At 72.2% G+C, this 11,924-nt stretch carries 9 protein-coding genes; 4 read left to right on the plus strand and 5 right to left on the minus strand.

Going from position 1 to position 11,924, the window contains the following annotated elements; translation table 11 throughout:
* Positions 1-82: 82 nt before the first annotated feature.
* Entirely contained in the window at positions 83-1,123 is a 1,041-nt protein-coding gene (locus GA0111570_RS01765) for a P-loop NTPase family protein (RefSeq protein ID WP_139283116.1), read from the minus strand.
* Between the two features lie 124 nt (positions 1,124-1,247).
* Between GA0111570_RS01765 and GA0111570_RS01770 the strand changes: the two genes are divergently transcribed.
* Complete coding sequence (locus GA0111570_RS01770; protein ID WP_217633967.1) at positions 1,248-1,451, plus strand: hypothetical protein; 204 nt, start codon at positions 1,248-1,250, stop codon at positions 1,449-1,451.
* 30 nt (positions 1,452-1,481) lie between these two features.
* Here GA0111570_RS01770 and GA0111570_RS01775 read toward each other — a convergent pair whose 3' ends face one another.
* Positions 1,482-1,787, minus strand: coding sequence for a hypothetical protein (locus tag GA0111570_RS01775; protein ID WP_092605722.1), 306 nt, complete (start codon positions 1,785-1,787; stop codon positions 1,482-1,484).
* Positions 1,788-1,916: 129 nt separating this feature from the next.
* Between GA0111570_RS01775 and GA0111570_RS01780 the strand changes: the two genes are divergently transcribed.
* A complete protein-coding gene (locus tag GA0111570_RS01780; RefSeq protein ID WP_092605724.1) occupies positions 1,917-3,254 on the plus strand; it encodes a glutamine synthetase family protein in 1,338 nt (445 codons plus the stop codon).
* Between the two features lie 29 nt (positions 3,255-3,283).
* On the opposite strand, the gene GA0111570_RS01785 is transcribed toward GA0111570_RS01780, so the two are convergent.
* Entirely contained in the window at positions 3,284-4,108 is an 825-nt protein-coding gene (locus tag GA0111570_RS01785; protein ID WP_092605726.1) for a sterol carrier family protein, read from the minus strand.
* 146 nt (positions 4,109-4,254) lie between these two features.
* Between GA0111570_RS01785 and GA0111570_RS01790 the strand changes: the two genes are divergently transcribed.
* On the plus strand, positions 4,255-7,218 hold the full coding sequence (locus GA0111570_RS01790) for a bifunctional [glutamine synthetase] adenylyltransferase/[glutamine synthetase]-adenylyl-L-tyrosine phosphorylase (RefSeq protein ID WP_092605728.1): 2,964 nt from the start codon (positions 4,255-4,257) through the stop codon (positions 7,216-7,218).
* Positions 7,219-7,705: 487 nt separating this feature from the next.
* Positions 7,706-9,136 (plus strand): alanine/glycine:cation symporter family protein, encoded by a 1,431-nt coding sequence (locus GA0111570_RS01795; RefSeq protein WP_092605730.1) that lies wholly within the window; start codon positions 7,706-7,708, stop codon positions 9,134-9,136.
* A gap of 104 nt (positions 9,137-9,240) precedes the next feature.
* On the opposite strand, the gene nadC is transcribed toward GA0111570_RS01795, so the two are convergent.
* Together nadC and nadB are read right to left on the minus strand one after the other, a co-directional pair.
* The gene (nadC, locus tag GA0111570_RS01800) at positions 9,241-10,182 is read right to left on the minus strand and encodes a carboxylating nicotinate-nucleotide diphosphorylase (RefSeq protein ID WP_092605732.1); all 942 of its coding nucleotides are present in this window, start codon (positions 10,180-10,182) and stop codon (positions 9,241-9,243) included.
* The gene (gene nadB, locus GA0111570_RS01805) at positions 10,179-11,924 is read right to left on the minus strand and encodes an L-aspartate oxidase (protein ID WP_092605734.1); all 1,746 of its coding nucleotides are present in this window, start codon (positions 11,922-11,924) and stop codon (positions 10,179-10,181) included. Before nadB ends, nadC begins: the two co-directional genes overlap by 4 nt.

Raw genomic sequence — 11,924 nt, forward strand, 5'->3', positions numbered from 1 at the left:
GTTCGACGGGTGTCACGATGCACAGGGTACTCGGCGACCGCGGGGTGGGCCGAGTCCTGACAGCGGGCGCCCGGGCAGCCGGTCAGGGCAGGGGGAGGAGGCCGCCCGCCCGGATCGCTGCGATCGCGTCCGCCACCAGGGACGCGGCCGCGGGGTGCTCCCCGTAGCGTTCGGTCGCCTCGCTGAGGACCTCGGCCTCGTCCCCGCCACGTAGCAGGACCTCCAGGGCGGTCCAGCCGATCGGTCCCAGCCGGACCGGAACCGTCCCGACCAGGACCAGGACCTCCTCGCCGATCCTGACGGCATCGGTCCAGTGGTCGGGCCGGCCCTGTGGCCGCCAGGGCTGCCAGTTCTCCGCTGCCCGGACGGGTGGGGTCGCCGCGAGGTCGGTCAGCAGGTCGGTCGTCTCGGCGATGTCGGAGTAGGAGAGCCGGACCACGCCGTGGCAGCGGTCGACGGTGCGGCACAGGACCTGCAGCGGGTCGGGCAGCGCGGACAGCGCGGAGATCTGCTGGGACGCCTCGAGCAGGCCGTCCAGCAGGTCGACCGGGGAGAGCGAGGGGACGGTCGGTTCCTCGTGGCGATCGAGCAGCACCAGCCGGGTCAGCCGCAGGTGCGACGGGGTCGGGGCCAGACCCAGTTCGTCCGGGCCGTGCTGGGCCTTGCGACCGTTCTGCTCGGTCACCACGGACAACGGCTTGGGGTAGGGCAGCACGTCCGGTTCGGCACCGATGCCGACCGAGACCGTCTCGTCCGTCACGTACCCGAACGCGTCGGCACACAGGGTCCGGGCGGCGGTGGTCTTGCCGGTGCCCGAGGGGGCGACCAGGGCGACCACGTCGCCCTGGCGCGTGGCCAGCCCTGCGGCGTGGAACATCAACCGCTCGCCCATCGCACGTTCGATGGCCTGCAAGGTGAGCTGGGAGGCCAGACCGTAGCCGTCCCGCTCCAGGAAGTCCCCGGTGTCCCCCGCGTCGGTCTCGATCGCCTCGGCGTCGGACGGAGCAAGGCACCGGCTCCACTGCTGGGCCAGCGCATCGCGCGTGGCGGCCCGGCGGGTCAGCACCCGGAAGTGCGTCCCGAGTACCACCAGGTCGAGCCCAGGCGTTCCATGGTCGTCCATCGTCACCCCATCTCGACCGGTCGCCACACGATAGCAAGGAGGCGTGGCAGCCAGAGGGACAGGCGTGCCATGCTGGGAAGGACGGTACGTCGGCGCACCGTGCTTCGGGCGATCGGAGATGACCATGACCGAGTTGGAAGACACCTGGTGGTACTGCATCAAGCACCACGCCGTGGAGCATTACGGAGGGTGCCGGGCGGCGGACCGGCTGGGGCCGTACGACACGCGTGAGGAGGCCCAGCACGCTCTGGAGCGAGTCAGCGAGCGCAACGAGGCGTGGGACGAGGATCCGCGCTGGAACGATGACGAGGACGACAAGGATCGCTGACCGGGCCTGCTCGGGTCCGGCGCAGGTCGGCTAGCCGCGGCCTTCCCGGGAGGGATCGGGCCCCGGTGCGGACGGGGGCTCGTCACGGATCGCCGGCATCTGGATCGTCGTCGCGGACTCCTCGTCCCACTGGCCCACCGACACCAGTGCCAGGTCGCCGCCGAGCGGGACGACCTGCGGTGCGGGTTGTGGCGAGGGCGCCGACCGCGGTGAGGGCGCCGACCGGGGGTGCTGGTCCGCGGCCGGTTGCCGGACCCGTGCAGGGCGCGGCCAACCGGCCCAGGAGCCGTGCTCGTCCCGGCGTCGGTTCCATCCGTACAGGTGCCGATCGGTCACGCCATGACTCTACCCTCGCGGTCCTGTGGGGCCCCGGTGAGGGGTGCCGGGAGGTGGCGAAGGGGGACGTGGCGAAGTCGGCGGTCCATCGTCACACCACTGAAACACGTTTCGCGGCAGACTGTGGCCATGGACAAGCAGACCGAATTCGTGCTCCGTTCGCTCGAGGAGCGAGACGTCCGTTTCGTCAGGCTGTGGTTCACCGACGTGCTGGGATTCCTCAAGTCGGTCGCCATCGCACCGGCCGAACTCGAGGGCGCCTTCGACGAGGGGATCGGCTTCGACGGGTCAGCGGTCGAGGGCTTCGCCCGCGTCTACGAGTCCGACATGGTCGCCCACCCCGATCCGTCCACCTTCCAGCTGCTGCCCTGGCGTGAGGAGGCAGGAGGGACGGCCCGGATGTTCTGCGACATTCGCCACCCCGATGGCTCCCCGTCGTGGGCCGATCCGCGCTACGTGCTGAAGCGGACGCTGGCTCGCGCCTCGGACATGGGCTACACCTTCTACTGCCATCCGGAGATCGAGTTCTTCCTGATCGAGCCCGAGCGCCAGCCGGGTGCCGAGCCGACGCCGATCGACCACTCCGGGTACTTCGACCACACGGCCCAGCCGCAGGGCACGGACTTCCGCCGGGCCGCGATCACCATGCTGGAGCAGATGGGGATCTCGGTCGAGTTCTCCCACCACGAGGCGGGTGCCGGCCAGCAGGAGATCGACCTGCGCTACGCCGACGCGCTCTCGATGGCAGACAACATCATGACCTTCCGGGTGGTGGTGAAGGAGGTCGCGATGAGCCAGGGCTTCCGGGCCACCTTCATGCCCAAGCCCTTCACCGACGAGCCCGGCTCCGGCATGCACACCCACCTGTCGCTCTTCGAGGGCGACAACAACGTCTTCCATGACGCCTCCGCGGAGTACAACCTGTCCCGGACCGGGCGGCACTTCATCGCCGGTCTCCTCTCGCACGCGGCCGAGATCACCGCCGTCACCAACCAGTGGGTGAACTCGTACAAGCGCCTGGTGCACGGGGACGAGGCGCCCTCCTTCATCAGCTGGGGCCGCAACAACCGCTCCGCGCTGGTCCGGGTGCCGATGTACAAGCCGACCAAGGGAAGCTCGGCCCGGGTCGAGCTGCGCTCCATCGACACCGCGGCGAACCCGTACCTGGCGTACGCCCTGGCCCTGTCTGCCGGTCTGGACGGCATCGAGCGGGAGCTCGAACTGCCCGCCGAGGCCGAGGACGACGTGTCGTCGCTGAACGACCGGGAGCGCAAGATGCTCGGCATCGAACCGTTGCCGCGGAGCCTGGAGGAGGCGATCCGGGTGATGGAGGGCTCCGAGCTGGTCGCAGAGACCCTCGGCACCCACGTCTACGAGTACTTCCTGCGCAACAAGCGCGCCGAGTTCGCCGCCTACCGCCACCGCGTCACGGCGTACGAACTGGACACGATGCTGCCCAACCTCTGAGGGGCCGACGGGTCACTGCTCAGAGGGGTTCACTGCATCACGGGTAGCAGGCGGGACAGGTCCGCCCGCTGCCCGGAGGCCGACACCGCATGGGTGCTGACCGCCTCGCCCCAGGCCAGCCGGCCGGCGCAGAGCTGCAGGAAGGTCGCCGGGTCCATCTCGATCACCGCCGGTGGGGTCCCCCGGGTGTGGGTGGGTGCCGAGACCAGCCGCCCGGCCGGCGTCGCGGCGGGGTCACCGATCTGCACCGCGGCGAACGGGGGGACCCGTACCTCGATCGCCTGCCCAGGCGTGCGTGCCGCGAGGACGTCGGCCAGGGCCCGGACCGCGGTGGCGACGACGGCCCGGTCCGCCGGGGGGACCTTGCGGTCCGTCACGGCCAGGCCGCGCCGCATGTCGTCGCAGTACACCGCGATCTCGGTGACGTGCACCCGTAGGAAGTCCAGCAGGCTGAGCTGCCCGGCCCCCGTGTCGACCACCGGCGGCAGGTCTCCCTCGCCCAGGGCGACGGCGAGCTCCTCGGCCTGGGAGATCAGCTGCTCGCCCAGACGGGGGCCGCTGTCACGGTCGGCGATCGCCGCGGCCCGGCTGTGCCGGCGCGAGGCCGTCGCGAGCATGTGCGTGGCGTACACGTCGAGGTTCACCGGGCGGGTGACGGAGGGACGCTCCAGCTGGGCGGCCATGTCGGTGAGCTGCCCGAGGGCCAGTCCGGTCAGCAGCCGTACGTCCCAGCCAGGCAGTGGGGCGGGCAGGGCGTAGTCCTCCGGGTGCAGCGCGCGGGTCGTCTCCACCATGGTGTGCAGTGCATCGACGAGGGTCTGTCGCAGTTGCTGGACCTGTCGCTGGGATCTCATCGATGCTGCCACCCGTCGGACGTTACCCGCTGAGGGTTTCACCTACGTTTCACCAGGACCAGTGGACGGACCGCCCACCATGGCCACGACAAGCGGGTTCGTCGCCGGGCGCCGGGGAACGGGGACCACGTCGTACGATGCTGGGCATGGATCGGTTGGAGACCAACCTCGGACGCCTGGCCCGCCTGGGCTTCACCGACACGCAGCGCGCCCTGGCCATGCTGTCGACCTGGCCCGGTGGTGCCACGGACTGCGCCGACCTGCTGAGCGGGGTGGCCGATCCGGACCTGGCCCTGACCGGGCTCTACCGGCTGGCGGACGAGGATCCCGGACTGCACGCCAGGATGGCCGAGGACCCGGCACTGGCCACTCGGCTCGTCCATGTCCTGGGGGCCAGCGCCGGTCTGCAGCAGCACCTGGTCCGCCACCCCACCCATGTCGACCAATTGGCCGGGAGCCTGGCCCGCACGCCCGCGGCCACCCTGCGTAGGCAGTTGCTGGTGGCTGTCGGGGCGGACCCGGACGCGACGGAGCCGGTGGCGGCCCACCTCAGCGGGGACGAGTTGCGTCTCGCCTACCACGCCGCGGTGCTGCGGATCGCGGCCCGGGACCTCTCGGCCGAGGACCCCGCGACCATCCAGCCGGACATCTCGGCCGAACTGTCCGACCTGGCCGACGCGGTGCTCGAGGCGGCACTGGCCATCGCCCGCGGCGAGGTCGGGGCCGACCAGGCCGCCCGGCTGCGGTTCGCCGTGGTGGCGCTGGGCAAGACCGGCGGCCAGGAGCTGAACTACATCTCCGACGTCGATGTGCTCTATGTCGTCGAGCCACACGTGGACGACCAGGGCGCCCCGTGCATCGGCGGGAACGACCTGACCGTCCTCGGCAGCCGGATCGCCTCCGCCCTGGCCCGGATCTGCTCGGCCCATACCGGTGTCGGGACGATCTGGCCGGTCGACGCGGCCCTGCGCCCCGAGGGCAAGGCCGGGCCGCTGGTCCGGACCCTGGCCAGCCACGGCACCTACTACGAGAAGTGGGCCAAGAGCTGGGAGTTCCAGGCCATGCTGAAGGCCCGGGCCTCCGCCGGTGACCTGGCGCTCGGCCGGGCGTTCGTCGACATGGTCTCGCCGATGGTGTGGCAGATCGGGGGCCGGGAGGGGTTCGTCCACGACGTGCAGGCGATGCGCAGGCGGGTGGTCCGGCTGATCCCGGCGAAGGAACGGGACCGGGAGATCAAGCTCGGCGAGGGCGGCCTGCGCGACACCGAGTTCACCGTGCAATTGCTCGAGCTGGTGCACGGCCGGGTCGACGAGCGGGTCTGCAAGTCCGGCACGCTGCCCGGGCTGGAAGCGCTGGTCGAGTACGGCTACGTGGGTCGCGAGGACGGCGCGGAGATGGCCGCGGCCTACCGCTTCCAGCGGGCGATGGAGCACCGGGTCCAGCTGTACCGGATGCGGCGTACGCACCTGGTCCCGGACGACCCGGTGGACCTGCGCCGGCTCGGGCGCTCGCTCGGCTTCCGCCGCAACCCCGCCGAGGAACTGGTCAAGGCCTGGCGGGACAGCACCCGCCGAGTGGTGGCGCTGCACCAGCGGATCTTCTACTCCCCGCTGCTCGAGGCCGTCTCGCACATCACCAGCGAGGCCCTGCGCCTGACCACCCAGGCCGCGCAGGACCGGCTGCACGGCCTCGGCTACGCGGACCCGCGGGCCGCGCTCCAGCACATCGAGGCGCTGACCCAGGGGATGGGCCGGCCGGCGGAGATCCAGCGGCAGATCCTGCCGGCGATGCTCGGCTGGTTCGCCGACGGGCCCAACCCGGACGCCGGACTGCTGGCGTTCCGGAAGGTCTCCGAGGCCCTGGGGCGTACGTCCTGGTACCTGCGCGCCCTGCGGGACGGTGGCACGATGGCCGAACGGCTGGCGCTGGTCCTGTCGACCAGCCGCTATGCCACCGACATGCTGCTGCGCGCCCCGCAGGCGGTGCAGCTGCTGACCGACGAGGGCGACTCGATCCCGCGCCCCGCGGAGAAGCTGCGGGCCGACTTCACCGCCATCGCCCTGCGCCACGACGATGCCCTCGGGGCGGCGGACGCAATCCGGGCCCAGCGCCGCCGGGAGCTGCTCCGGACCTCGATGGCCGACATCCTGGGGCGGATCGACATCGAGGCGGTGGGGGAGGCCCTGTCCAACATCGCGGCCGCCACGCTGGACGCCACGCTCCAGGTCGTCTCCCGGGAGGCCGAGCAGCGTGGCGAGCCGCTGCCGGCGATCGCGATCATGGCGATGGGCCGCTGGGGTGGCGGCGAGATGTCGTACGCCTCGGATGCCGACTGCATGTTCGTGATGGAGGACAGCGACGACCCGGAGGCCCAGCGTCGGGCGATCGCGGCCATCACCCGGCTGCGCGAACTGCTGCGGCGCCCGGGCGCCGACCCCGCACTGGAGATCGACGCAGACCTGCGCCCGGAGGGCAAGGGCGGCCCGATGGTCCGCACGCTGGAGTCGTTCCGCGCCTACTACCAGCGCTGGTCCTCGACCTGGGAGGCCCAGGCCCTGGTCCGCTGCGCGGTGGGTGCCGGGGACCGGGAGCTGGGCAACAGCCTGGTCGAGGTGATCGATCCGCTGCGCTGGCCCGAGGGTGGGCTGACCGACAAGCAGGTCGTCGAGATCCGCCGGCTCAAGGCCCGGATGGAGTCCGAACGGCTGCCTCGCGGGGTCGAGCGCTCCCGGCACACCAAGCTGGGCCCGGGTGGCCTGAGTGACGTGGAATGGGTGGTCCAGCTGATCCAGCTGCAGCACGCGTACGAGCATCCGCAGCTGCGGACGACCGAGACCCTGCCCGCGCTGCGCGCGGAGCGGGAGCTGGGACTGGTGTCGGAGTCCGATGCCGAGATCCTGGAGCAGGCCTGGCTGCTGGCCAGCCGGATCCGCAACGTGATCATGCTGGTCCGCGCCCGGGCCTCCGACACGTTGCCGACCGACGGCGCCGACGGTGCCGCGGTCGCGGCGGCGATGGGTTTCGAGGGGTCAGGCCCGCTCAAGGCGCACTACCGCGAGGTCACCCACCGGGCCCGGGGTGTCGTCGAGCGCCTGTTCTGGGGGGAGTGACCCCGCCCGGAACAGGCGCTCGATCGTCGTACGTTCAGGCCGGTCCGGCCGACGGGTCTCGGTTCCGTCAGGCCTTGGCCTTGTGGTCACAGTTGGGGCACGTGCAGGCAGCGACGGTAGCGCCGCAGCCGCAGGCACACATCGGTTCGGTCGAAGAATCAGGGCTGCTCATTGGCTCTCCTCTCGTCGGGGACACGGGGAACTGCGCCACCAAGTGTGCCTCGCAAGACGCCGCTGTGGAAGGGGGACGAAGCGGTTCACAGCAGGTGTGAGGAGTATCACAGCTTGTCGGCACCGGTTTCGGCATGTTCGGTTCCGATTACAGCTCTGTACCGGGCGGCCTGAAGAGGGTGTGCGGCGGCCACCGGGTCCGCTACGTTCGTGCGAGCGTCGTACCGACCGCTTGTCGCGCGGCGCTCCCCGGCCACCCCGGCCCGGGGTTTCGGACGAGCCGTCGCCGCACCGCGACGGAGGAGGGGAGCTGGCCATGGACGGTCTGCAAGGCGCTCTCGACACCATCGACGGGTTCATCTGGGGCCCGTACCTACTGATCCCCCTGCTGCTGGGCACCGGCGTCTACCTGACGATCCGGCTCGGCGGCCTGCAATTCCTCAAGCTCGGGGCCGCCCTCCGGCTGGCCTTCGGCGACTCCCGGGAGGATGCCGAGGGCGACGTCTCCCACTACCAGGCACTGACCACCGCCCTGGCGGCAACCGTCGGCGTCGGCAACATCGCCGGCGTGGCGACCGCGATCAGCCTCGGCGGGCCCGGAGCCGTCTTCTGGATGTGGGTGACCGCGCTGCTCGGCATGGCGACCAAGTACGCCGAGGCGTTCATGGGCGTGCGGTTCCGCAGCCAGGACGCCAACGGCGGCATGAACGGCGGCCCGCAGCACTACCTCGCCAAGGCGATCCCGGGGCGCCTGGGAGTGACCCTGTCGGTGATGTTCGCGGTCTTCGCGCTGGTCGCCTCCTTCGGCATCGGCAACATGACGCAGGTCAACACCGTGGTGACGCAGATCGAGGGCAGCTTCCAGGTCGCGCCGTGGATCACCGGCCTGCTGCTCGTGATCGCCACCGGCCTGGCGGTGATCGGCGGCATCAAGTCGATCGGCAAGGTGACGGCCGCGTTCGTGCCGCTGATGATCGTGTTCTACATCGCGGCGGCCCTGCTGGTCCTGGTGCTGAACATCGGCAACCTGCTGCCAGCCTTCGGCGTGATCTTCTCCGATGCCTTCACCGGCACCGCGGCGACCGGCGGCTTCGTCGGCGCCGGCGTCGCGGCGGCGATCCAGTTCGGCGTGGCCCGCGGCATCTTCTCCAACGAGTCCGGCCTCGGTACGGCCGGTATCGCCGCTGCGGCCGCGAAGACCGCCCACCCGGTCCGCCAGGGCCTGGTCTCGATGACCCAGACCTTCATCGACACGATCATCGTGGTCTCGATGACCGGCCTGGTCATCGTCACCACCGGTGCCTGGCAGGTGCCGGGCCTGAAGGCCTCCCAGATCACCTCGGCCGCCTTCGACATGGGCCTGCCCGGCGACTGGGGCCACTACCTGGTCACCATCGCCGTCATCTTCTTCGCCTACTCGACGGTCCTGGGCTGGGAGTACTACGGCGAGCGCAACGCCGAGCGGCTGTGGGGCGTCCGGGCGGTGTACGTCTACCGGGTCGTCTTCACCCTGGTGGTGTTCGTCGGTGCGACCATCGAGCTGGACACCGTGTGGACCTTCTCCGACATCGCCAACGGCCTGATGGCGCTGCCGAACCTGATCGGCCTGCTGGTCTGCGGTGGGCTGATCGCCCGGGAGACCCGCGCGTACCTCAACCATGACGCAGACCTGCGCAACCCGCCGCTGGTGTCGACCCTCCATGGCACCGACGAGCTGGGGGAGCCGGTGGACGTCCTGGTCCGCTGACCTCGCTCCGACGCGGAACGGCCGGCCGGTTGCGTACGTCGCAGTCGGCCGGCCGTTCTCGTCCCCCGGGGCGCACGGCCCCCGGCCGTACGTCCCGGGACATCTCAGGCGCGCAGGTCGAACGCCAGGTCCAGTACCGGCGCCGAGTGGGTCAGTGCGCCGACCGAGATGTAGTCCACCCCGGTCCTGCCGTACGCGGGCGCGTCGGCCAGGGTGAGCCCGCCGCTGGCCTCCGTCCGTACGCCGGCGGGGCGGGTTAGGGCGACCGCCTCGCTGACGGTGTCGGCGTCCATGTTGTCCAGCAGCACCAGGTCGGCGCCGGCCTCGATCGCCTCGGCGACCTGGGCGAGGGTGTCGCACTCGACCTCGACGGCGGTCTGCGGGGCGTACTCGCGGACCGCGCGGAACGCTGCGGCCACCGAACCGGCCGCCGCGACGTGGTTGTCCTTGACCAGGGCGGCGTCGCCGAGTCCCATCCGGTGGTTGACCCCACCACCGCAGCGGACCGCGTACTTCTGCAGCACCCGCAGGCCCGGAACGGTCTTGCGGGTGTCCCGCACCCGGGTCGGCGTGCCGGCCAGCGCATCGGCCCAGGCCGCCGTCGCGGTGGCGACCCCGGAGAGCTGGCAGAGGATGTTGAGCATGCTGCGCTCGGCGGTCAGCAGCGTACGCAGCGGTCCGGTGGCGGTGAGCACGACGTCGCCGGTCCCGACCCGGTCCCCGTCGGCGGCCACCGTCTGGACCGTCAGGTCCACGCCCTGGGCCGCCGCCAGGGTGTACAGCACCGCTGCGGCGACCGGGACCCCGGCCAGGCAGCCGGGCCGGCGGACCACCACGTCGGCGGTGCCGGTCGCCTCGGCCGGCAGGGTGGCCTCGCTGGTGACGTCGGGGCCCCACTGCAGGTCCTCGGCGAGCGTACGGTCGGCGACCTCGGCGACGTGCAGCGGGTCCAGGCCGGCGGCCTCGAGCGCACGGGTCGTCTCCTCGGGCCAGGGCAGGACGGTGCCGGTGCCGGCGGTATCGGGGCTGGTGGTGGTGCTGGTCATGCCAGGGCCTCCTGGGGCTGGACGTAGGGACGGGCGGCGAGGGTGCTGTCGGGGTCCTCCCCGAGCGGGCGGGAGACCACCCGGGGGCCGGTGCCCGGTCCCAGCGAGAGGTGCAGGTGGCGCTGCCACAGCTCGGCCGGTGCGGGGTGGTCGGCGCGGCGGTGGCACCCGCGGGACTCGGTGCGGGCCAGCGCCGCCGTGGCGACCAGGACGGCCACCGTGTGCATGTTGGTCATGTCGAGCACCTCGTCGTCGAGCGGGGCGTCGGTCCCAGGCAGCCCGGCGAGCGCCTCCAGCGCTGAGGAGAGCGCCTCGGCGGTGCGGGACACCTCCACGCCGCGGTCCATGATCGTCCGCAGCTCCTCGCGGTGCGCCGGGTCGACGGTGCCTGCCGGGACGGGACGGGCCGACCCTGCCCGCCGGTGGTCCGGTCCGGGGGCCAGGTCGGTGGCCGGCACCCCACCCCTGCCGGTGGCCGCGGCCGCGAGCAGGGCCCCGACCCGGTCGCCGGCGACCAGGGCCTCGGTGACCGAGTTCGAGGCGAGCCGGTTGGCTCCCTGGACCCCGGTCCCGGCCACCTCGCCGACGGCGTAGAGGCCCGGGACCGTCGTCCGTCCGTCCAGGTCGGCGGCGATGCCGCCGCACAGGTAGTGCGCGCCGGGCCGGACCGGGATGGGCTCGGTCACCGGGTCGATCCCGCGCTCGCGGCACATCCGCAGGATGGAGGGGAACCGCTCCTGCCAGGTCGTCTCCCCGAAGCAGCGGCCGTCGAGGAACAGGTGGGGCTCGCCGGTGCCGGCCATGTGGGCCTGCATCGTCGCCGAGACGACGTCGCGGGGGGCCAGGTCGGCCAACGGGTGCCGGTCGGCCATCACGCGCGTACCGGCGTGGTCGATGATCACGGCACCCTCCCCGCGCACTGCCTCGGAGACCAGGACGCCGCGGTCGCCGGGGATGCGGTCGGCCGGGTCGATCCACAGCACCGTCGGGTGGAACTGGACGAACTCCAGGTCCCGCAGTTCGGCGCCGGCCCGGTAGGCCATCGCCAGGCCGTCGCCGGTGGCCACGGCCGGGTTGGTGGTGAGCGGCCAGACCTGGCCCATCCCGCCGCTGGCCATTACGACGGCGGGGGCGAGCCACTCCCCGATCGTCCCGTCGTGCTGGCGGACGCGTACGCCCCGGGCCCGGCCGGCCGGGTCGGTGAGCACGTCGACCGCGCGCATCTGCTCGACGACCTCGACCGAGGAGCCGGGGGTGGTCACCGCGCGGCGCAGTGCGTCGGAGAGGGCCCGCTCGACCTCGTGGCCACTCGCGTCGCCGCCGGCGTGCAGGATCCGGCGGGCGTGGTGGCCGCCCTCCAGGTGCAGGTCGTACGATCCGTCGGCGTCGCGGTCGAACTGTGCCCCGAGGGTGACCAGTCGTCGGATCGCGGCGGGGGCGGCCTCGACCAGCTGGCGGACGGCGGCGGGCTCGCACAGGCCGGCGCCGGCCACGAGGGTGTCCTCGACGTGGCAGGTGGCCGAGTCGTCCTGGGCCCAGACCGCGGCGAGACCGCCCTGGGCCCAGTCGGTCGAGCTGTCCGTCAGGCCGGCGCGGGTCAGCAGCACCGCTGGTACCCCGGCGGCGGCCAGGTGGACGGCGGCGGACAGGCCGGCGGCGCCGGAGCCGACGATGACCACGCCCGTCTCGCGTCGCCAGGCCGGGGCGGGGGTGGGGATCTGGCGTGCGGGGGAGCGGGTCAT

Origin of the sequence: Raineyella antarctica (genome assembly GCF_900092135.1) — a bacterium.
Lineage (GTDB): Bacteria > Actinomycetota > Actinomycetes > Propionibacteriales > Propionibacteriaceae > Raineyella > Raineyella antarctica.